General features: G+C 65.2%; 18 protein-coding genes. 1 reads left to right on the top strand and 17 read right to left on the bottom strand.

Going from position 1 to position 20,813, the window contains the following annotated elements; all coding sequences use genetic code 11:
• The first annotated feature begins 33 nt into the window (after positions 1-33).
• Positions 34-507, top strand: coding sequence for a hypothetical protein (locus ENJ37_00425; protein ID HHL38954.1), 474 nt, complete (start codon positions 34-36; stop codon positions 505-507).
• 68 nt (positions 508-575) lie between these two features.
• Here the strand turns inward: ENJ37_00425 and ENJ37_00420 are convergent, their stop codons facing one another.
• The 17 genes from ENJ37_00420 to ENJ37_00340 all read right to left on the bottom strand — a co-directional run bounded on the left by ENJ37_00420 (position 576) and on the right by ENJ37_00340 (position 20,503).
• Positions 576-1,253 (bottom strand): glycosyltransferase family 2 protein, encoded by a 678-nt coding sequence (locus ENJ37_00420; protein ID HHL38953.1) that lies wholly within the window; start codon positions 1,251-1,253, stop codon positions 576-578.
• A gap of 40 nt (positions 1,254-1,293) precedes the next feature.
• A complete protein-coding gene (locus tag ENJ37_00415) occupies positions 1,294-3,663 on the bottom strand; it encodes a hypothetical protein (protein ID HHL38952.1) in 2,370 nt (789 codons plus the stop codon).
• Positions 3,664-3,740: 77 nt separating this feature from the next.
• Entirely contained in the window at positions 3,741-5,246 is a 1,506-nt protein-coding gene (locus ENJ37_00410; protein ID HHL38951.1) for a hypothetical protein, read from the bottom strand.
• Between the two features lie 12 nt (positions 5,247-5,258).
• Positions 5,259-6,263 (bottom strand): SGNH/GDSL hydrolase family protein, encoded by a 1,005-nt coding sequence (locus ENJ37_00405; protein ID HHL38950.1) that lies wholly within the window; start codon positions 6,261-6,263, stop codon positions 5,259-5,261.
• A gap of 9 nt (positions 6,264-6,272) precedes the next feature.
• Complete coding sequence (locus tag ENJ37_00400; protein HHL38949.1) at positions 6,273-7,724, bottom strand: sugar transferase; 1,452 nt, start codon at positions 7,722-7,724, stop codon at positions 6,273-6,275.
• A gap of 3 nt (positions 7,725-7,727) precedes the next feature.
• Positions 7,728-8,720: a glycosyltransferase gene (locus ENJ37_00395; protein ID HHL38948.1), complete on the bottom strand. Its 993-nt coding sequence runs from the start codon at positions 8,718-8,720 to the stop codon at positions 7,728-7,730.
• A gap of 7 nt (positions 8,721-8,727) precedes the next feature.
• A complete protein-coding gene (locus tag ENJ37_00390; GenBank protein HHL38947.1) occupies positions 8,728-9,138 on the bottom strand; it encodes a cupin domain-containing protein in 411 nt (136 codons plus the stop codon).
• Positions 9,135-10,124: an NAD-dependent epimerase/dehydratase family protein gene (locus ENJ37_00385; protein HHL38946.1), complete on the bottom strand. Its 990-nt coding sequence runs from the start codon at positions 10,122-10,124 to the stop codon at positions 9,135-9,137. Before ENJ37_00385 ends, ENJ37_00390 begins: the two co-directional genes overlap by 4 nt.
• Complete coding sequence (locus ENJ37_00380; GenBank protein HHL38945.1) at positions 10,090-11,103, bottom strand: NAD-dependent epimerase/dehydratase family protein; 1,014 nt, start codon at positions 11,101-11,103, stop codon at positions 10,090-10,092. The genes ENJ37_00385 and ENJ37_00380 overlap by 35 nt, the downstream gene beginning before the upstream one ends.
• Positions 11,096-11,878, bottom strand: a complete 783-nt coding sequence (gene rfbF, locus ENJ37_00375; protein ID HHL38944.1) for a glucose-1-phosphate cytidylyltransferase — start codon at positions 11,876-11,878, stop codon at positions 11,096-11,098. The genes ENJ37_00380 and rfbF overlap by 8 nt, the downstream gene beginning before the upstream one ends.
• 32 nt (positions 11,879-11,910) lie before the next feature.
• Positions 11,911-12,618 carry a glycosyltransferase family 2 protein gene (locus ENJ37_00370; GenBank protein HHL38943.1) on the bottom strand — a complete coding sequence of 236 codons (708 nt, stop codon included), beginning with the start codon at positions 12,616-12,618 and terminating at the stop codon, positions 11,911-11,913.
• A complete protein-coding gene (locus ENJ37_00365; protein HHL38942.1) occupies positions 12,608-13,723 on the bottom strand; it encodes a glycosyltransferase family 1 protein in 1,116 nt (371 codons plus the stop codon). Before ENJ37_00365 ends, ENJ37_00370 begins: the two co-directional genes overlap by 11 nt.
• 31 nt (positions 13,724-13,754) lie before the next feature.
• Entirely contained in the window at positions 13,755-14,840 is a 1,086-nt protein-coding gene (locus ENJ37_00360) for a radical SAM protein (protein ID HHL38941.1), read from the bottom strand.
• A gap of 297 nt (positions 14,841-15,137) precedes the next feature.
• Positions 15,138-15,905 carry a capsular biosynthesis protein gene (locus ENJ37_00355; GenBank protein HHL38940.1) on the bottom strand — a complete coding sequence of 256 codons (768 nt, stop codon included), beginning with the start codon at positions 15,903-15,905 and terminating at the stop codon, positions 15,138-15,140.
• 43 nt (positions 15,906-15,948) lie between these two features.
• On the bottom strand, positions 15,949-17,955 hold the full coding sequence (locus ENJ37_00350) for a hypothetical protein (GenBank protein HHL38939.1): 2,007 nt from the start codon (positions 17,953-17,955) through the stop codon (positions 15,949-15,951).
• A complete protein-coding gene (locus tag ENJ37_00345) occupies positions 17,946-19,259 on the bottom strand; it encodes a hypothetical protein (GenBank protein ID HHL38938.1) in 1,314 nt (437 codons plus the stop codon). Before ENJ37_00345 ends, ENJ37_00350 begins: the two co-directional genes overlap by 10 nt.
• On the bottom strand, positions 19,256-20,503 hold the full coding sequence (locus tag ENJ37_00340) for a hypothetical protein (GenBank protein HHL38937.1): 1,248 nt from the start codon (positions 20,501-20,503) through the stop codon (positions 19,256-19,258). The genes ENJ37_00345 and ENJ37_00340 overlap by 4 nt, the downstream gene beginning before the upstream one ends.
• Between the last annotated feature and the right edge of the window lie 310 nt (positions 20,504-20,813).

The following is a 20,813-nucleotide window of genomic DNA, read 5'->3' as shown; positions in this document are numbered from 1 at the left end:
GGAAACAACAAGAAAATATGGAAGGCATGTAAAATGAGTGTAAAATATTCAGAGGTGATTGACAGGATGCGGCTTGCCGGAAACATCAAGCGCGACTCCGAGGCCGCAAGGACGCTGGGCGTGACCCCACAGGCCTTCTCCAACTACAAGAAGAGGGGCGAGATACCGACCGACCTGGTGCTCAAGTTCGCCGCCATCTACGGACTCAGCGTCGACTGGCTCCTCACGGGCGAGGGCGAGATGCACCGCTCGGGCAACAAGCTCCTCGAGGGCGAGACCAAGCACTGCACCATCGCCATGGTGGAGACGACCCGCTACGACGACAAGAACCACGAGTCCCGGCCGCGAATAACCGACCTCTCGCCCCTCACTCCCGACGAGATGGTCTACGTGGGCAAGCTGCTCAAGATACTGCGGGGCACGAACCAGTTCTCCATACCGGCGGTGAAGTACAACATAGACGCCATACTCAAGACCTACGAGTCCCAGGGCGACACGGCCGTCTGAATCCCGCGGCGAGGGCGGACGGCGCAAAGGAGGGCGGAGCCTGTGCAGGCTCCGCCCTCTTTGCGTCGTCAGTCGACGAAGCGGTACTTTATGAGCGTCCACAGGGCCGAGAAGCCGTCGACCCAGGTTATCTTCTTCCCCTCCTCGAACTCCCTGCCGGCATAGGAGATGGGCACCTCGTAGATGCGGATGCCCCGCTTGAGTATCTTGGCCGTTATCTCGGGCTCGAAGTTGAAGCGGTTGGACTTGAAGTCTATGGACTTTATTATGTCGGTCCTGAAGAGCTTGTAGCAGGTCTCCATGTCGCTTAGCGTGGTGTTGTAGAGGACGTTGGTCACGAAGGTGAGGAACTTGTTGCCGATCCAGTGGTGGTAGAACATGTTGCGGTGCTCGCCGGTGAAGCGCGAGCCGTAGACGACGACGGCCTTGCCCTTGAGCACGGGGGCGAGGAGCCTGTGGTAGTCCTCGGGGTCGTACTCGAGGTCGGCGTCCTGCACTATGGTGTAGTCGCCCGTTGCGTGCCGGAAGCCCGTGCGCAGCGCAGCGCCCTTGCCCATGTTCCTGTCGTGGAAAAAGACCTTCTCGCCCCCTTCCGCCATCTCGCGCAGTATCTCGCGCGTGCCGTCGGCGGAGAAGTCGTCGACAAGAATTATCTCCTTGTCGATGTCGACGGCCTTGACCCGATCCACTATCTCTCTTATGGTGGCCCTCTCGTTGAAGACCGGAATCACTACCGACAGCTTCATGGCGATCTCTCTTCTCCTCGTGGGGTTTCGTGGCCGGTCCCTACTCGTAGACCTTCAGCTCGCTTATGGACCACTGGATGTACTCGTGCGAGCCCGTGAGCACTATCTTCACGTAGCGCGCCTCGGCGGGCTCGAAGCTTATGACGGTGGCCGCCGGCGTGGTGGCCGGGGCGGCCATGGCCCGGTAGGGCGGGACGAGCAGGTCCCGGCGGGCCGCGGTACGCCAGTTCACGCCGTCCTCCGATGTCTCCAGGCGGTAGCCCCGCGGGTAGTCGCGCTTGTTGGTCATGGTGAGAAGCTCCACGGCCCTGACCTTGTGCGTGCGCCCGAGATCGAGGCTGAAGAAGTCGCCCGGCGCCTGTGGATAGCCCGTCTTCCAGTCGGTTAAGAGGTCGCCGTCGAAGGCGAGCGAGGGGTCGTAGTCGCCCCGGCCGGCCCTCGCCCTCCACCCCTCCCGCGATATTTCGCCGGACCTGTCCAGCCGTCTTCCCCTGCAGGCCACCTCGTAGACGTAGTCGGCGCCGAAGCGTCTTACAAGGCGCAGCGTGTCGGCGTAGCCCTCCTCTATCCCGCGGCGTATCCTCTCCCACTGCTTCTGCTCATAGGAGCCCGAGTGGACTATGAGGTACCTCACTTCGAGCTCCTCGCTCAAGAGCCCCACGCTCAGCGGATCGGGAAAGCCGGTCATCCACTTCTTGTAGAGGAACTCGTAGGCCGGCGGAAAGTAGCCGCTGTAGCCGTTGACGAGCCTCTTCCAGTGGTATATGGAATGGTAGATGGGTTTGACCTCCTTGAAGAGCTCGTCCTGGGTCGCCGGAAGGGGAAGCTCCATGACGGCGAAATCGCCGTCACGGTCCGCGAGCCAGCGGTAGACCGCCGGGATCTCCGAGCCCACGGCTATGCCCGACATGAGCACCGGCGCCGACGCCGACTCGACGAGCACGAGCGCGCCGATGACGGCGGGCACGGCCTTGCGCGCCGGCCCGCCGAGCCTCGCCGCTATGGCCGCCACGGCGGCGGCGGTGAAGACGGCGAGCGCAAGGCCCGCCATGATGACGAGCCGCGCCGGAACGCGCAGGCCGTCGAAGCCGGGAAAGAACTCGTAGAGCAGCATGTAGGGGCCCGTCACGAGCCTGCGGCCCATCAGCGTTATCTCCGGCCCCAGCGAGAAGACGACGGCCGAGAAGAGCATGACGGCGTAGAAGGCGCGTTTTACGCCCGCCGGTGCGGTCTCCCCGTGGGGACGCTGCGGCAGGGCGAGAAATACGGCGGCCCAGAGAAGGAGCATGGCCGTGAGAAGCGCCTTCCAGGGCGACCCGGCGCGCACCTTGAGAAGCGCCAGATCAAGCTCTATGGGGCCGCTCTTTACGATGAGGAAAGAGACGCCGAGCGAGAGGACCGCCGCCGCGGCCAGGGCCGCGGCGCCCGGACCGAGCCTTCGCCCACCGAGCGCCCTGCCCACGGCCCGCCTGAGCCCCGTGGCCGCCGGGCTCGTTGAGGCGAGGGCGTAGAGGGCGGCCGTCATGGCCGTAAGGCCCAGAAAGAGCTCTCCCTCGGCCTTGTGGAAGGCCCTTGTCGCCTCGCCCCAGAGCCGGTTGACCGCCGGCGCCGCCAGGTACCCCGTCAGGTCGGGCGAAAAGACTTTTATCTCCGTCATGGTCCTCGAAAAGCCCATCTCCTCCCTGACCGCGATGTAGGGGTAGTAGAAGGGGATTATCACCGCCCCGGCGGCGGCGAAAAAGACGGCGAGCTTCCAGGCGAGAGAGCGGTCTCTCAGGAGATCGGGTATGTGCATGGCCATGAGAAGCCCGGCGTAGAGGGCGAGGGCGAGGGCGTGGTAGCCGCAGGCGAAGAACTGGAGCACGAAAAAGAGGGTGAAGAGCAGGATGTGGCGCACCGCTCCGTCGTCGTAGAAGCGGTGGAGGCGGAGAAGCGCCAGGGGAAGCCACATGGCCATCTGGGTCTGTAGGTGACCGAACTGGCCGAAGCGCCAGGGCAGAAACGCGTAGACCAGTCCCGCCACGAAGGCCCCGGCGCGGCTTCCCGTGAGGTAGAGGGCCAGAAGATACATGGCAAAGCCCGAGAGGGCGAAGCCGGCGAAGAGCAGGATGTTGTAGGCGAGCACGGGGTTTCCGGTGGCGACGATCACGGGCAGGGCGAAGACGGCGTTGCCGAGCATGTTCTCCGAGTAGGCGAGCGTTCTCTTGTGGGGATGGAAGATGTTGGTGTCGTAGAGGCCCGCCGGGTCGAGCTCGAGCATCTTCTTCACGTCCCACGAGATGATCCAGGTGTTGAGGAGCGGGTCGCCGTAGTCGCCCGCTATGGCGTCCGCCGGCCGGGTGACGAGCGGGTAGGTCATGACGGCCGTTATCAGAATGAAGCCCGTGAGGGCGATGATATGTCTTCTCACCTCTTGGCAGCCTCGTTCCTTTCGGGACCGCTCCCCGCGGTCTGCCTCTTCCGGGCCGGCGGCCCGTCGCCGCCCCTTCAGAGGGGACCGGAGTCCCCGCCGCCGGGGGCGGGACCCCCACCACCCCGCGGCCCTCTGCCGAGGGCGCTCTTGAGACCCCTTATCTCGCCGGCCGACACCACGCCGAAGACCGCGGCGAGCGCCGTGTAGAGCGCCGCCGCCGCCGCCACCGTGACGGGGAGGGCGACCGCCCCGTCAAGGCGCACGACGGCCACTCCCATGAGCGCCGCCGCCGCAACGGGTCTGTATGATAACGCGGCGAGCGGGATTTTTCCAAAGTATTTTCTCACGAAGAGGCAGTTCATGGCGAGCAGCGCGGCGTCGGTGGCGACCGTCGCCGCCGCGGCCCCGGCGGCGCCGTGGGCCGGTATGAGAAGGGCGTTGAGCGAGATGTTGACGACCACGCACAGCCCCGTGCTTATGACGTTGTTGCGCTGGCGCTCTACGGCCACGAGGAGGTTGAGCATCGGGTAGTTTACGAAGACGAGCGGTATGTTCCAGATGAGGATCCTCAGCAGGTCGGCGCCGCCGGCGTACTCGGCCCCGTATATGAGCTCCATGAAGCGTGGGGCCAGGATGGTCGTGCCCACGGCGATGGGCAGCGCCGCCACGAGCAGGTACTTGACGGTCGTCTCGAAGATCGACGCCAGCCGCTCTGGCGAGGTGCGGAAGAGGCTTGAGAATATGGGGAAGAGCCCGCCGACGACGAGAAACGGCACGAGCGAGGCCGTGTCCACCAGCTTGTAGGCCGCCGAGTAGAGGCCCAGTTCCCCGTCGCCGCCCCCCATGAGCGAGAGCATGACCACGTCGATGCGGTAGTAGACGACCATGAAGACCGAGCTCAGCGCAAGGGGCAGGGCGCTTCGAAGAAGTTCGCGCCAGAAGCGCCGCTCCATGCGGGGCCGGAGCGCTCCGAAGCGCCTCGAGGCGAGCCTTGCGGCGAGTATGAGGGCCGCGCCGTGGGCCGCCGCCACGGCCGCCGCGAAGAGCTCCAGGCCGCGGCCCATGAAGAGGACGCCGCCGCCGAGCACCACCATGAAGAGCCGGTTCGCCGTCTTTACGAGGGCCTCGAGCTCCATGCGCTCGAAGGCGTTGAAGATCGCCGCCATGTAGTCGGTGAGGGCGCTGAATACGAGGGCGAGCCCCGTGAGGCAGACAACGCGCACCATGAGCGGCGGATAGGCCGTCAGGTTTATGGCCGCGGCGATGAGTAGGAAGGCGGCCAGCGAAAGGATGAGTTTCATGGCGAGCACGTTGCCCATGTAGCGTTCGGCCAGGGCCCGCTCGCGCGATACGTCCCTTATGAGCAGGGTGTTGAGCCCGAGGTCCGTGAGGATTACGAAGAGAAAGGCGAAGGAGACGGCGAAGGAGTAGCGGCCGAAGTCCTCGGCGCCGAGCTTTCGAGCGGCGTAGAAGACGAAGACCACGGCGAGGGCCCTGGAGAGGGCCTCGCCGAGAAACTTAAGCGATATGTTTCTTCCCGCCCTTGGTGCAAGACTCACTCCGGCGCTTACTCCTTTCAGCGACGGGACGGCTCAGGGGCCGAGCCCGGAGACGACGGCCTCGAGGGCTGCGCGGGCCGCTATGGCGTGGCCCTTCTCCGTCGGGTGGACGCCGTCCTCGAAGAAGAGGGGGGCGCCCTCTGCGGCCGCCGCCTTGAAGCGGTCGTAGAGGTCGATGTACTCGATCCCCGCCTCCTCGAGGAAGCGGCCAAGGTCCTTCTGGGGCTCCACGGCCGCCCTGTCCACCTCGAGCTGGACCTGCCACGGGTAGATGAGGACGAGAAGTCCCACGCCCCGACCGTCGAGAAGTTGTTTCATCCGGGCCATCCGCTCCTTCATCGCCGACCACGCGGCCTCGCCGACACGCATGTTGACGGCCCTGTTGCGAAGCGAGGGGCTCAGAGCGAGGAGCTTGGCCTTTACGAGCCTCAGGAAGTAGGACATGTTTACGAGGGTCCTTATGTTGAGGTTGTAGCCCTCGAGGTCCGAAGGCGGGGTGAAGAGCGTCTGGGTCTCGTGCTCGAGCTCCACGGGGTCGGCGTCGTTCAAGCAGACGTGGAGGATCACCAGGTCGGGGTCGAGCTTCAGGAGGCGTTCCTCGAGATAGGCGAGCTCCTGGGCCGTGTTGTAGCCCGGCACGCCAGCGTTCACAACTTCCACGGGCCGGCCGAGACGCCGCGGGGCGAGGGCCTCGATGACCTCGCTCACCACGTCGTCCTTGTCCTTTACGCCCTGGCCGAAGGCGATGGAGTCGCCGAGGCTTATTATCCTCACCGTGCCTGCCGGCTTCTCTACGCTCACTTCGTCGTCCCGGAGACCGAGGGAGTTTATGCGGTAGCCCAGAAACGAGGCGCCGGGGCGCAGGCCGTAGACCCGCGGCCCGTCCAGGGGGACGAAGATGCGCTTCATCGAGACCTCCCGGTTCGGCGCGCTGCGGCTTATGACAAGACGGGTCACGGTCTCGGCGGCGATGAAGAAGACAAGGAGCGAGGCGCACAGAATCGCCGCGTTGACGAGTATATCTCTCGGGTTTTTCAACGCTCCACCTCAGTACGCCCCGTAGCCCTTGAGCACGACGAAGACGGTCTGGAGCATGATGCGCAGGTCCAGAAGCAGCGACCAGTTCTGTATGTAGTAGAGGTCGTACTTCACGATGTCCTCGAAGTCCGTTTCGCTTCTGCCGCTCACCTGCCACAGGCCCGTAAGGCCAGGCCACAACTGGGAGCGGTACTTGAACCACTCGCCGTACTCGCTCGACTCTATGTCGGCCAGGTCCTTTACGGGAAGCGGCCTCGGTCCCACGAGCGACATCTCGCCCTTCAGGATGTTGAAGAACTGGGGCATCTCGTCTATGCTGTAGCGCCTTATGAACCTGCCCACCCGTGTCACCCTGGGGTCGTCCTTCATCTTGAAGATGTATCCGCTCTTCTCGTTGCGCTCCGCAAGCTCGGGGCGGAGTCTTTCGGCGTCGGCGTACATGGAGCGGAACTTGTACATGGTGAAGACCCGTCCCTTGCGGCCGTAGCGCTGCTGCTTGAAGAGGACCGGCCCTTCGCTCTCGAGCTTTATGAGGACCGCGACGATGGCGAAGACGGGCAGTGCTGCCACGGTCAGCACGACGGTGATAAGGTACTCGATGACGCGCTTTGCAAGCAGGGCGTCGGCCGGCAGGCAGAACCCCCTGAGCTGGATGAGCGGCACGCCCGCTATCTCGTTGAAGTTTATGGTGCTCTCGGTCAGGTTGTAGAGGTCGGGGAGGACCTCGAAGCTCACGTCCCGGCGGTCGCAGAGGTCCACGAGCCTTACCAGCTCCTTCTCGTCGAGCCGCTTGTCCACATAGATGACCATGTTTATGCCGTGGCGCGCCAGGACCCCCTCGATCTCGTCTATGCGGCCCAGCACCGGCGCGCCGCCGGGACCTTCCCTCTCTTCCGGCCGCCCGCCGCCGGTGCCGTCCATCTCCACGAAGCCGAGGAATATCGAGCCCAGGTGCCCCCGTTCCTCGAAGAGCCTGGCTATCTCCCGGCTCTGGCGGTTCGTGCCAAGTATGGCGATCCTGTCGCCCCACAGCCCCTTTTCCTTGAACCACGAGAGGACCTTGAGCCCCAGGAAACGGAAGAGGCCGACCGAGGGGATGTTGAAGAGGAAGAAGAATACGATGAGCGAGCGCGAGAGCTCCTCGCGCTTGAGGATGAAGGAGAGGGTGATGAGAAGGACCATGGTGAAGACGTTGGCCTTGAGGGTGTTCACCCAGTTCTTGAAGGAGCCGATGGTGTTGATGTTGTAGGAGCCTACCTGCGTGGAGATGAATATCCATATGACGATGATGATGAGGGGATCCATGAAGAAATCCCTCACCTTCTCCATGTCGAACTGGAGTGTGAAGAAGGGGTTGAGCGTTATGCGCAGTACGAAGCTTGCGTACACGGCCGCCGTGACGGCCATGGCGTCGCAGAAGACGAGCACGAGCGGCGACAGGTATCTCTTGGTCTTGAACACGGCTCAGTCCTCACCGCCGGCGGGGCGCACCCTTCCCGCGATCACCCCGCCGATCACGCCGATGGCGAAGGCCGAGGCCCGAAGCAGCAGGAAGGCCGGGGCCGCAAGGGCCGCGCCGCGGTCGAAGGCGGCCGTCTTCAGGCAGAAGGGGACGGTCGTTGCGAGGAACGCAACGGGCGCCGCCGCAGCGAGGGGAAGGAGGGCCGCGTCGAAGGCGGCGGCCGCAAGCGAGCCCGCCATGGCGTAGACGAGGAGGATCTGCGCCTTGAGCGTCTGGGGCGTGTAGGTGTCCCTGGCCATCTTTTCCGGGTACCTCTTGTAGACCACCATCCTCCACCAGCCGCGCCGCATCTTGGTCCTGAAGTAGCGGCAGGGGCTGTCGGGATGGGTGTGGGTCACGACGGCGGCGCGGTTGAAGACCATCTTGTGGCCCAGGGCCGCGAGCCTGTAGGATAGGTCCACGTCCTCGTGGTCGGCCACGGGGAAGCCCTCGTCGAAGCCGCCGGAGTCGAGGAAGACGCTTCGCCTGAAGGCGGCCGAGTAGGAGTCGACGAAGTCGATATAGCGGAAGCGCTCCTGGAGCCTGTAGCGCTCCTCGAACTCGGCCTGGACGAACCGCGCCGTCAGTCCCTTCTGTTCCGTCCTGTAGGAGCCCTTGACGGCCGCCACCTGGGGGTCCGAGAAGGGGCGGACCATTTCGCTTATCCAGTTGCGAAGCGCCACGCAGTCGGAGTCGATGAAGAGTATTATATCGCCCGAGGCCATGCGGGCCCCGCGGTTTCGCGCCGACGCCGGCCCGGCGTTGGGCTGGCGCGCCCACCGCACGCCCAGCTCGTCGAGTATGCGCGGTGTCGCATCGGTCGAGCCGTCGTCGACGGCTATTATCTCGTAGTCCCGCCGCGGGTAGTCCTGGTCTTTCAGCGCCTCTATGCAGCGCCCTATGACGGCGGCGCCGTTATAGACCGGTATGACGACCGAGACCTTCGGAGCACACATCGTTTCGCTACAGCTCGACGGCGTAGGTGTCCGTCGCCTCGGGATCGTAGGGCCTGTCCGAGTAGGCCAGCAGATAGAGCATCCCCCGGCCCGTGTTCTTCACCGTGTGGGCCACCATCGGCGGCACCCTCACCGTCACCGGCTCCTCCTCGGAGAGCTCCACCGTGCGGCGCTCTCCGGTCGTCTTGTCCTCCAGCGTCAGAACCCCGCTGCCCCTTACGAGGGCGAACCACTCGGTTGTGAGCTCGTGAAAGTGGCCCCCCTTGCTCTCGCCAGGCCGGGCCGTGGTGACGTATATCTCGCCGAAGCGTTCGGAGCCGCCCAACTGGTGGCGCATGAGTATCTTGAGAAGCCAGCCCCGGCTGTCCTCGCGGCGCCGAAGCCTTATAATCTCGACGCCGTCCATGGCGGCGCTCATCGCCCTTGTTCCTCCCTTTCCGCCTCGAGCCCTTCTTCCTCGAGCCAGCGCAGGGTGAGCCTTATGCCCTCGGCAAGGCCGACCCCCGGCCGCCAGCCCAGAAGCCTTCGCGCCTTCGAGTTGTCGCAGTAAAAGCGCATGGCCTCGCCCTCTCTGTAGGGGAGGGCGCCGAAGCGCACGTTGAGCGGCGCTCCGGCGGCGCGGTAGACCTCCTCCACCACGTCGCGCACCCTGCGCTCCTCGCCGCATCCTATGTTTATTATCTCGCCCTCGACCCCTTCGGCCGCGGCGGCCCTCATGATGCCGTCGACCACGTCGCTTACGTAGTTGAACTCCCTTGTCTGCTCGCCGGCCGTCATGTCGAGAGCGCGGCCCGTGAGGGCCGAGAGCATGGCCTGCGAGAGGAGCCGGCGGGGGCTCTGGCCCGGCCCGTATGTGAGAAAGGGCCTCAGTATGACGACCGGCAGCCCCGTGGTCTTGTGGAACATGCGAAGATAGAGGGTGGCCGCCGCCTTGGACGCCGAGTAGGGCGAGACGGGGTTCGGCGGCTGGTCCTCGGTGAAGGGCGCTTCGTTGTCGCCGTACTCCTCGCACGTGCCGGTATGGACGAGTCTCTCCGTCCCCGCGGCCTCCACGGCGCACACCACGTTCATGGCCGCCCGGAGGTCGGCAAGCGATCTGTCGAGGCTTGCAAGCCCCCGGCTTACGTCGGTGACGGCCGCGAGGTGGAAGATCACTTGGGGCCTGAGCGAGCGCACCGTCTCGGTGAGGGTGCGGCGGTCGAGGAGGTCGGCGCGGACGAGCTCGACCCTGTCGAGCACGCCGGACAGTCTTGAAAGCGACGAGCCGGGCCTTGCAAGGGCCGCCGTCTCGGCGCCCGCCTCGAGGGCCGCGCGAACCAGGTGGGAGCCGATAAAGCCCGTGGCGCCCGTTACGAGGACCTTCTTTCCTTCAAGGGTCTTCATGCCTCTTGCGCTCCGCTTCATCGAAGAAGGCCCTGTACCACCTGTAGGTCTCGGCCAGCCCCTCCTCGAGGGTGTGGGCCGGCCTCCAGCCGAGCATCTTCCCGGCCTTCTCGCACGAGAGGTACTGGTGGTATATCTCTCCGTCGGGGCGTCCCTTGCCGCGCACATCGGGCTCGATGTGGGTCTTGCCGGAGACCTTCGTCATGAGGGCCACCAGCTCGGCCACGCTCACGGGCCGCTCGGGCGCGAAGTTGAAGGCCTGGCCGCGGATCTCCCCGCGGTCGAGGGCCCTTGCGAGGGTCAGGTAGGCCGAGACGGCGTCCTTGACGAAGATGTAGTCGCGCAGCGGCGTGCCGTCGCTCCTTATTACGGGCCTTTCGCCGTAGTAGAGCGAGCGCATGGTGCCGGGGATGAGGCGGTTGAAGTTGATGTCGCCGCCGCCGTAGATGTTGCCGCAGCGGCTCACGGCCACGGGCAGGCCGTAGGTGTGGAAGTAGGTGCGGGCCAGTATGTCGGTGCAGCTCTTGGAGGCGTCGTAGGGATGGAGCCCCAGAAGCGGCGCGTCCTCCCTGTAGGGGAGCTCGCTCTGTTCGCCGTAGGCCTTGTCGCTGGAGGCCACGACGATGCGCCGCAGCGTGGGCGTATGACGCGCCGCCTCGAGAAGACACCACGTGCCCTTGATGTTGGTCTCGAAGGTGGAGAGCGGCGACCTGTTGGCTATGCCCACGATGGTCTGGGCCGCCAGGTGGAAGCACGTCTCCACCTCGTACTCGTTCATGGCCCGCAGCACCAGTTCGTAATCCTCCACCGGGCCGCGCACGATGTTTATGGCCTCGTCGAAGCCGCTCCACTTGAGATTCGAGCGCGGCACGTGGTCGCGCACAAGGCCCGTCACGTTGGCGCCGGCCTCGACGAGCGCCATGGTGAGCCACGAGCCGAGCAGCCCCGTACAGCCGGTGACGAAGACGTTCCTGTCCTTCCAGAAGCCGTCCCTAATCATCGTTCCATACCTTCCACGGCGTCTTTCCCTCCTCCCACATCCTGTTGAGGTCGAGAAAGTCCCTGTATGTGTCCATGGAGTGCCAGAAGCCCTGGTGGTGGTACATGGCGAGCTGGCGCTCCTCGGCGAGCCTGTGCATGGGCTGGCGCTCCAGTATCGAGTCGTCGCCGTCGATGTAGTCGAATATCTTCCTGTTGAAGACGAAGAAGCCGCCGCTTATGAGCCCGTCGAGCCTGGGTTTTTCCCTGAACCTCTCGACCGTGTAGTCCTTGTCGACCTCTATCACGCCGAAGCGGCTTATGGGATGGAAGCCCGTGAGCGTGGCCGTCTTGCCCGAGCGGCGGTGGAAGGCCAGCAGCTCGCGTATGTCTATGTCGGCCAGGCCGTCACCGTAGGTGGCGAAGAAGGTGTCGCCCTCGATGTACTTCTCGATGCGCTTTATCCTGCCGCCCGTAAGGGTGTCGAGGCCCGTCTCGGCGAGCGTCACCTTCCAGTCGTGGTTGTTGCGGGCGTTGTGGACGGTTATGCTCTTCTCCGAGCCGAGCTCGATGGTGAAGTCGTTTGTCATGTACTCGTAGTTGAGGAAGTATTCCTTTATTATCGAGCCCTTGTAGCCGAGGCACAGTATGAACTCCTTGAAGCCGTAATGGGAGTATATCTTCATTATGTGCCACAGTATGGGCTTTCCGCCTATCTCGACCATGGGCTTGGGCCTGAACTCGGTCTCCTCCTTGAGCCGCGTGCCCATGCCGCCGCATAGGATCACTACCTGCATGCCGTCAGTCTCCTTTCAGCTTCCCCCGGGGATCACTCGTCGAAGAAGCCGTTGAACCTGTGCCTGAACATGTTGGCGATGAACTCCAGCACCGTCCTGTAGTTGACGCTCGACGATCCCTTTTTTCTTTCGTGGAAGACGACCGGCACCTCGCCGACGGCAAGCCCCCTGCGCTCGGCCTTTATCATTATCTCGGCGTCTATGAACCAGTCGGTGCTCCTTATGCGGAGCGCCTCGAAGACTTCGCGGCGCATGAGCTTGGGACAGCCGTTGACGTCGGTGGTCGAGACCTTGAAGAAGAGCGGGAAGACGGCGTTGTAGGTCTTGGTTATGAGCCTTCTCTGGAGGCCGTCGTGGCGCTCCACGCGGCGCGCCTTGCAGAGGTCGAGCCTTCCGTCCCGAAGCTCCCTGAAGACGCGGAGCACGTCGTCGGCCACGACCTGGTCGTCTCCCCACATGTAGCCCACCCAGCGGCCCCGGCACAGCCGGAGCCCGGCCAGTATGCCGCCGCCGTAGCCCTGGTTTTCCCTGAGGTGTACGGGTCTTATCCTCTCGTTCTCCGAGGCCATGCGCTCTATGAGCGAGGGCGTGGCGTCGCGGGAGCCGTTGTTGACGAGCACGAGCTCGTAGTCGACGCCCTCTTTGTCGAGCCGCTCGGTGAGCTCTCCTATGACGCGCTCGATGTTCTCCTCCTCGTTGTAGAGGGGGACGGCTATGGAAAGTTCCGGTTCACGCCCCATAGACCTTGAGGGTCTCCTTTGCTATGGCGTCCCAGCCCAGTCTCGTCGCGGCGAGCTCGCCGGCCCGCCTGCCCATCCTCTGGCGCAGCCCGTCGTCCTCGAGAACGGCGGCCACGGCGTCGGCGAGCCTGTCTTCGTCGCCCGACGGGACGAGCAGTCCGCTTTCTCCGTGCTCGACCATCTCCGGGAGTCCGCCCACGTCCGTCGTCACCACGGGCTTTGAAAAGGCGTAGGCCGTGGCCACGACGGCGCTCTGGGCCGTGTAGGTGTAGGGGAGCACCACCACGTGGGCCGACCTGAAGTGGCGGGGGATCTCTTCCATGGGCACGTAGCCGAAGCTCGTCTCCACGGCGTCGCCGATGCCGAGCCGCTCTATCTCCTCGAGATAGGGCGTTACGTCCTCGTAGGGCTGACCCACTATGCGCAGTCTCGCCTCCGGAACGCGGCGCCTTATGTGGGCGAAGGCCCTCACCAGGTGCATGAGCCCCTTGCGGGGCTCTATGATGCCGAAGAAGAGGACCGTCTTCCCGCCTCCGGCCCCTTCCGTCAAAGAATCTATTTTATCATCGATCCGGCTCAAAAAGAAGTTGTTTCCCATGGGCAGGACGAAGACCTTCTCGGCGGGCACGCCGAACCTCTCCGAGAGCTCCCCGGCCAGGGGGGCCGCATGGACTATGACGGCGTCGGCCCCGGCATAGAGCCTCGTGAGCGTGCGTTCCCCCCCGATGGCCCCTTTCTTGCCCACCGGGGCCACTTCATGGGCCGTGTACACGATCCTCGCGCCGCAGACGAGCCTCGCCGCCTTCATGAGCACCAGGTACAGGGCCGGGTGGACGGCTCCCTGGATGTGGACCACGTCGGGGGCCGTGGAGGCGAGGGTTGTGAAGAAACGCAACAGCTTCACCACCCTCGGCCGCAGTCGGTCGAAGACCTCCATGGCCTCGTAGCCGCCCTCGACCCCCCTGGTCTCGAAGTCCACCGACGTGGCCAGGAGCACCTGGTGGCCGGCGTCGGCGAGCGCCGAGCAGAGGCCGTGGGCGTAGTGGATGAGCCCGCGCCGTCCGCTCGGCTCTACGATCACTATCTTCAGTCTTCGCTGCGACACGTCTGTTCGTTTCGGGGCCGCCAGGGCCGTTTCAGTCGTTGAGAGCGCCGCCGCGGCCGAAAAGCCTTCTTTGCAGCGATGGAAGCACTTCGCACTCGCTCCAGCAGTGGCACTGCCCGCTTTCTATGAATCTTCTCGTCTGTACGGCCGCTCTGTCGAGCCACAGCTCGTCGAAGGGTCTTTCGCGTATGTTGCCCATCGGCCTGTCCAGAAAGATGCAGGGGTAGACGTGGCCCGCCGGGTCGAGGAAGAAGGAGTGCGTGCCCGAGAAGCAGCGGTGCAGCCGGCGCGGGTTGCGCTGGTAGTCGACGAGACGGCGGAAGAAGTAGATGTCGGGATTGAGGAGCCGTACCAGGGCGTTTCTCTGCGACGCCATGCGCTCCGTAACCTCCCTTACGGCCTCGTCGACCTCGTCAAGCTCCGCCTCGCTCCATGCGGCGGCCGTCCCCTCGTTGGCGTAGTATCCCGGGCTCTCGGCGAAGAACCTCATGGTGAAGCCGGCGCCGAGTTCCGAGGCCAGGGCGTGGACGGAGCGAAGCTCCCTGTAGTTGTCGCGGGTTATGGTGAAGCTCACGGCGAGGCGGATATCCTTGAAGCGGCGCGCCACCTCCTTCATGGTCCCCACGGTCCGCTCGAAGCCTCCCGCAACGCCCCGCACCCGGTCGTGGGCGGGGCCCAGGCCGTCGAGCGAGAATACGACGGCCGGCGGACTTTCAGCCCCCGCCCCGGTCATCATCTCGCCGAGGTGTGCGATTATCCGTTCCCTGCGCAGCCCGTTGGTGGAGACGACGAACGCCGCCGCAGGGAGCCGTGCGGCGAGGCGGCCGTAGAGCGAGGGCAGGTCTCTTCTCAGGAAGGGCTCGCCGCCCGTTATGAGCACCTCGTCCACCGAGCGAAGGCACGACGACTCGAAGAGCCTTTCGTACTCCCCCACGGTGAGCTCCCGGCTTGCAAGGCCGGGCTCCCGGCGGTAGCGCTTCCAGATGTTGCAGGTGAGGCAGCGCGAATCGCACATGTAGGTGACCGCCAGGTTGACGCGCTTTACGCGCCGGGACTCCGGCCTCTCTATGATGCGTCTCAGCTTGTTCAGCCCCTTTACAACAGTCGCTCTCTTCACGGTATCGCCCCTTCCAGGGACTCTCGGCGCCTGCGGCCTTGAATGTTCCGGGAGCGCGTCTCCCCGCCCCGGCACTTGGGGAAACTCTGATTAATTACCCTGGGGGAAACTTTCTGTAGAAGGGCCACAGGCCCACGTTTCCCCCAGCCCCCCTTCAAAGACTTTTAATTCCCTGCGGATCACCCCGATTTTGCAAGCAAAATCGGGGTGATCCGCAGGGCGTTAAAAGTTTTTGGAGGGAGTCTGAGGGAACCTTTTTACAAAAAGGTTCCCTCAGTGCAATAAATCAGAGCTTCCTTAGAAGAAGAACCATCGTTTCACCGGTATCTTGAGCCGGAGGGGGTCTGTCTCCACCCCGTCCGCTATCATGGCCGGTATCTCCTCGACGAGCATTCGGGCCCCGCGCTCGCCTATCAGTCTCTTCGCCCTCCTGAAAGCTCCGGAGAGCACCGGCGGCCGCCCCCCCGTGGAGTGGGCGTCGGTGGCGATGTTGTGGACGAGTCCGGCCCTGAGGAGCCTTTCGGCGCACCGGGCCGCTCCCTTGCCGAAGGTCCCCTCGAGGCTCGAGGCCGTCACCTGTACGAGCGCGCCGGCCCTGACAATCCGCTCGAGCGCGGCGGGGGAGTCCTGTACGACCCTGTTGCGTTCGGGGTGGGCGAGGATGGGGAGTATGCCGTTTGCCCGCAGTGCGAAGAGGGTCTCCTCCAGCCGCAGGGGCATGGAGTTGAAGGGCAGCTCCACGAGCAGGTGGTTCTTGCCGTTTATGGTCGGTATGGAGCCGTCTCTGACCCTGTCGGCCAGGTCGGGGCTTATGCCCGCCTCGGCGCCGATCATGATCTCGATGCCGTCGAAGCCGCCCGCGGCCTTCATGCGCCCCTCGAGCTCGCCGACCCGCGCGGCTATCTTTCGTGCGTCGTTGTCGTAGACGCCGTCGTTTGTGTGGACCGTGGCCGCCAGTCTCGTTATGCCGTCGTCCATGGCGGCACGGCACATGGCGAGCGCCTCGTCCCAGTCGTCGGGACCGTCGTCCATGTCGGGGAGGATGTGGGCGTGGAGGTCTATCACGTACGGGTCACCGGTTCTTCGCGGAACAGCCCTGAGGCGGCGCTTACAGCGATGAGACGACCTTGAGCAGCAGCCCTATGTTCCTTCGTTCGCCTGCGAGAAAGCTCCTTATGACATCCCGCTTGGAGGTGATGACCGTCAGGGGACCTGTGGAGAGAAGCCTCTCCGGAGCCTTCCCATGGGCGACGAGGTCCACGCTCACGCGGTACGATCCGGCCGGCAGTCCGTCTCCGACCGGGAAGTATATGCGCCTTTCAACGACCTCGCCGGGACCGCAGGACGAGAGGTCAAGCTCCGTTCTCTCGGTGACGACCCTCCGGCCGCCTCCTGCTTCCTCGTAGCCCGTCAGCAGGACCAGGGCTTTCTTCGGCGGCCCTTTCCCGCCGAGGCCGAAGTAGAGAGTCAGGTGCCTCGGAAAAAGGTTATCGTCGAGATTATAACCCAAAAACTCGAGGGAATCATCAAGTTTTTTCGGGGCCTTGCGGCCCACCTCCGCCCTGTGGGCCTCGAAGGCGCTTCGCAGCCTGGCGCTGTCGGTGAGGATCGTGTACCCCTCCCTCTCTATGGTGTAGGGCAGTACGGCGCCGCTTGCGCCGGCCCGCGGCGCGGCTCCCCTCACGAGGGCCGCCCTTATGCGCCCGCTCTCCATGAGGGCTGCGACCTTGTTCCTGTCCATGGTGAAGCGCAGGTCCATGTCCTCGCTCAACCGGTAGACGAAGCCCTCGGGCCTGCCGGAGAAGACCTGGAGCGCCCACCGTCTCGTAAGGGAGTACATGAGGTCGCGGAAGCCGCCGGGCGGCCGGTCGGGGGCCGCGTAGGCGAGCCACGTCCTCTCGTCGGCCACGAGGTCCGACTCTCCGAGCGCGCCGCCGCGCCACAGCTCCTTCAAGACCCTGCCGAGTCTCGCCTCGTCGGCGTACTCGCGGGGGTAGTCGAAGGTGCCCGCGGCGAAGCCGAAGAGGAGTACGGCCGTCACGAAGACGGCCAGGGGCCGCGACCGCCGGCCGCCGAGCCAGCGCGAGAGCATGGCCGATACGAGCGGTACGAAGAGCAGGAGGTAGATCACCACGTAGCGCTGCGGCGTGCTGCGCGTGCCAGAGCCGGAGGCCGAGGCCGCCGCGAGGAGCGCAAGGCCGGCAAGGGAGAAGCAGACCCAGAGAGCCTTGAGGCGGTCCCGCCGGTAATCGTTGAAGTAGAATATGAGGTAAACGATGGTAAGCAGGCATAATAGCGGCGATATTGCTACCATTACGAGGGGGAGGCCGAGAAGGCGCACCCAGAGGGAGTCGATGCCTGCGGCCTCGGAGGCGTAGCTTTCGCGCGCGCGCTGGAGGAAGTAAAGGGCGTTGCCGTAGTTTGCGTGGTTGAACCAGAGCCAGTAGAGGACGAAGAGCCAGACGGCGGCGGCCGAGAGGGCGATGATGAGCGTCCCTGCCGGGTCCGGGCGCTCCCGTGCGCACCTCCAGGCGCAGTAGAGGGTGAATACGCCGGCGAAGAGCCACCCTTCCGGCCTCACGGCCGTTGCGAGGAGGAAGAAGAGGGCCGCAAGCGGCAGGCGGGCAAGGCCCCCGTCGGCGGCGCTGCGCAGCGTTGCGAGAAGCCCGGCGAGGACGAGCGACTGGTAGAGGGTCGCCGCCGTGCCCGATACGCCGAGCCACGTCTCCCAGGGCACGAAGCCGGCAAGGAGCGCCGCGAGCAGCGCCGCCCGGCCCTCGCCAGTGAGCTCCCGGGCAATCAGGTAGATCAGCACGACGACGATGATGGAGAAGAAGAGGCTCGCCGTCGCCGGCGCAAGCCACGGGTCCGGCCACACCCTCATGAGCGAGCCCGTCACCCAGAAGTGCATGGGCATCCAGAGGACTGAGGCCTCGCCGTAGGCGGTGGAGACGAAAAAGGGCTCCCCGGCCCACTGCCATGCGATGAGGGAGCGCAGCAGGTCGTCGCCCGAGACTACGGTAAAGCCCGTTGAGAGGAGGTGGACGCCGAGAAGCGCCTTGGCGGCTGCAAGCGCCGGGAGATGGACGAGCCTTTCATGCCTCTTCACCGCCATACCCTCCGCGCCGCCTCCCTCGCGGCGACGACGGCGAAGGGCATGACGTAGGGGAGCACGGGCACGCTGTAGCGGGCGTTGGCCGTGGCCGCCATGTGGAGGAGCATGAAGTAGAGGACTATGGAGAGGAAGGCGAGGACGCCGCGGCTCCGCCGCAGGCCGCCGTCTCTGATGTGGATGTACAGGCCCGCCAGGGCGGGAAGCAGCACCGCCGCCTGCAGAAGGGCTATGGCGGCCTGGAAGCCCCGGCCCGACCCCACGTAGGAGAACCAGAAGCGGTAGAGTTTCCTGATCGCCAGAAGCACCGTCTCCACCGGCTCGGCCAGGACGTTTCTCAGGCCCTCGCGGTATAGGAGCGACGAGGCGCGGGCGCTTCCCCAGGCCGTGGTCGATATGTCGAAGTCGTCGGTGTACTCCATGCCCAGGATCCGCGCTATGTCGCGCTTTATCTCGTCGAACTGCTCCGCCGTGAGGGGGTCGTCGTCGAGTCCGTCGGTGGCCGTGCGGTTGCCTATCCAGAAGGTGTAGCCGCCCGAGGTGTCTATGGCGATGAACTCGCCGGAGACGAGATAGTTGCGCACCGTCCAGGGCGCCACGACGGCGGCCATGACGACGGCGGCCAGGGCCGCGGCCTTCACCACCGCCGCTCTCCGGCCTCTCTCTCCCGCAAGCAGCGCCGCCGCGGCGAGAAAGGGGATATAGAACTGTATGGACGCCCTCGTAAGGCTCAGAAGTCCCGTCACAAGCCCCACGGCCGCCGCATCTTTCGGCCCCGGCTCCCTGCCGGCGAAGAAACGCGCCGTCAGGGCGGCGAGCACGGCGAGCAGGAGCGAGAAGAAGGTCTCGGGCATGAGCCTCAGGGCGTTGAAGACGAAGATCGGGTGGACGGCCAGCGCCAGCGCCGCCGCCATGGCAGTGGCGCCGTCGAAGAGGCGGCTTGCCGTGCGGTAGAGGACCACGCCCGTAAGGCCGTTCATCGCCACCTGGGCCGCCACGACGAAGGGGTAGGGGTCGGCCGGGAGCCCGTGGAAAGCGGCCAGGAACAGTATATATAGGGGAGGGCGCCAGAGCACGGGCGCCCCTCCGGGCTCGAGCACGAAGCCGGCGCCGGAGGCGAGGCTCCGGGCCAGGGCCTCGTACTCCATGGTCCCCCTGTTGGCAAGGCCCAGGCCGAAGAATGCGGCCGCCATGAGGGCGTTCGACACCACCGTGACGCCGAAGACAAAAAGCGCGGCCCTGCCCTCTCCGGCCGCCGCCACCCGCTCCAAGGCGGCCCCGGCCGGCGTGCGCACGGTCCGGCTCACGGCGCGGCCTCCCCGCCGCCAGCCCCGTCGCCCGCCCCGCGGAGCTCCGTCACGGCGTGGACGGCGAAGGCCATGACTATGGGCATTACGGGCACGCAGTAGCGGAAGGTGGCCACCACGGCGGCGTGTACGGCGTTGAAGTACAGGACCGTTGCTACGGGCACGGCCATCAGAAGCCGCCTGCGCCGCGGCGCCGCGGCGCAGGCGGCAAGGACCCCGTAAAAGGCGAGCACGAGCAGCGCCGCCTGAACCACGGCGAGCCCCGCCGCGAACCACCGGTTCTCCGGGTGGTAGATGTCGGCCCAGAAGCGAAAGAGCTTCCTGGCCGCCAAGAGCGCCGTTGCGGCCGGCTCTTCCCGCATGTTCCTGAGCGCCTCGGCCATGAAGGCCCGGTCGTTGGCCACGGTGAACTGGCTCTCGCCGCCGCCGATCTCCCTTATGGAGTCGAGAAGGAGCGCAAGGCGCCGGCCCGAGAGCTCGTCGTTGTCGCGGCCGTCGGTGGGCACGTGGTTCCCGAGCCAGAGGTTGTATCCCCCGCCCGTGCCCATGAGGAGCTCTCCGGTCACCATGTAGTTACGCGCAAGCCAGGGGGCCGTCACCACGGCAACGCAGGCGAGCATGACGGCCGCCCTCTTCGCCGACCTGACGACACTGTCGCCCGTAATGACGAGGTAGAGCCCGAAGAGCACCGGCAGATACTGGGCCGACGCCCTCGTGAGCAGCAGGGCCCCGAAGACGACCCCCAGGGCCGCCGCCCCGGCGGGCGGGCCTCCCCCCTCCTTCACCAGCCGCACCATGAGCAGCACCGAGAGCATGAGCAGCATCGTAAAGAGCGGCTCCGTCAGCATCCTCACCGTGTAGAGCGAGGCGAAGGGGTAGAACGCGAAGGACAGGGCGCCGAGCCAGGCCGTGCGCCGGGGCAGAAACTCCCGCGCCGCAAGGTAGGTGAGCGCCGCGGTGGCCGTGTCCATCACCGCCTGCGCGGCCGCGACCGGCCAGAAAGACGGCCCCGTGAGCCTGAAAAGCCCGGCCAGAAAAAGCGGATAGAGCGGCGGCCGGTAGAGCACGGGCGCCGAGCCGGGCTCTATGACAAAGCCGTTGCCCAGGAGAAGGTTGACCGCTATGTCGTCGTAAAAGTCCTCGGCCGGCGGGAAACCCAGCACCCCGACGATCACGACAACCCAGCCGAGCTTCACAACAAAGGCGGCCGCCACAAGCCGCCGCAGGTCATAGGAGAACTTCATTCCGGATCCATTTTGATTACCCTGGGGGAAACGTGGGCCTGTGGCCCTTCTACAGAAAGTTTACCCCAGGGTAATTAATCAGAGCTTCCTATATTATTCGGTTCTTCGGCTGTACCGGGGGGTCGGCCCGCGCCAGGCGGGATTTTTTACGCCTTTGCGGCCCGCCCCCCCGGTACAGCCTCCCCGGGGCAACCGCCACGGGCATATGATGCCCCTTCAAAGACTTTTAATTCCCTGCGGATCATCCCGATTTTGCAAGCAGAATCGGGATGATCCGCAGGGCGTCAAAAGTCTTTGGAGGGAGTCTGGG

The sequence above is a fragment of the Deltaproteobacteria bacterium genome (assembly GCA_011375175.1).
Lineage (GTDB): Bacteria > Desulfobacterota > GWC2-55-46 > GWC2-55-46 > DRME01 > DRME01.
This window is presented reverse-complemented; position numbering and strand designations above follow the sequence as displayed.

Excerpts from the sequence above, each read along its gene's own strand:
- ENJ37_00425 (HHL38954.1), top strand. The coding sequence starts at position 34 with ATGAGTGTAAAATATTCAGAGGTGATTGACAGGATGCGGCTTGCCGGA.
- ENJ37_00420 (HHL38953.1), bottom strand. The coding sequence starts at position 1,253 with ATGAAGCTGTCGGTAGTGATTCCGGTCTTCAACGAGAGGGCCACCATA.
- ENJ37_00395 (HHL38948.1), bottom strand. The coding sequence starts at position 8,720 with ATGTGTGCTCCGAAGGTCTCGGTCGTCATACCGGTCTATAACGGCGCC.
- ENJ37_00390 (HHL38947.1), bottom strand. The coding sequence starts at position 9,138 with ATGAGCGCCGCCATGGACGGCGTCGAGATTATAAGGCTTCGGCGCCGC.
- ENJ37_00385 (HHL38946.1), bottom strand. The coding sequence starts at position 10,124 with ATGAAGCGGAGCGCAAGAGGCATGAAGACCCTTGAAGGAAAGAAGGTC.
- ENJ37_00380 (HHL38945.1), bottom strand. The coding sequence starts at position 11,103 with ATGATTAGGGACGGCTTCTGGAAGGACAGGAACGTCTTCGTCACCGGC.
- rfbF (HHL38944.1), bottom strand. The coding sequence starts at position 11,878 with ATGCAGGTAGTGATCCTATGCGGCGGCATGGGCACGCGGCTCAAGGAG.
- ENJ37_00370 (HHL38943.1), bottom strand. The coding sequence starts at position 12,618 with ATGGGGCGTGAACCGGAACTTTCCATAGCCGTCCCCCTCTACAACGAG.
- ENJ37_00350 (HHL38939.1), bottom strand. The coding sequence starts at position 17,955 with ATGGCGGTGAAGAGGCATGAAAGGCTCGTCCATCTCCCGGCGCTTGCA.
- ENJ37_00340 (HHL38937.1), bottom strand. The coding sequence starts at position 20,503 with ATGAAGTTCTCCTATGACCTGCGGCGGCTTGTGGCGGCCGCCTTTGTT.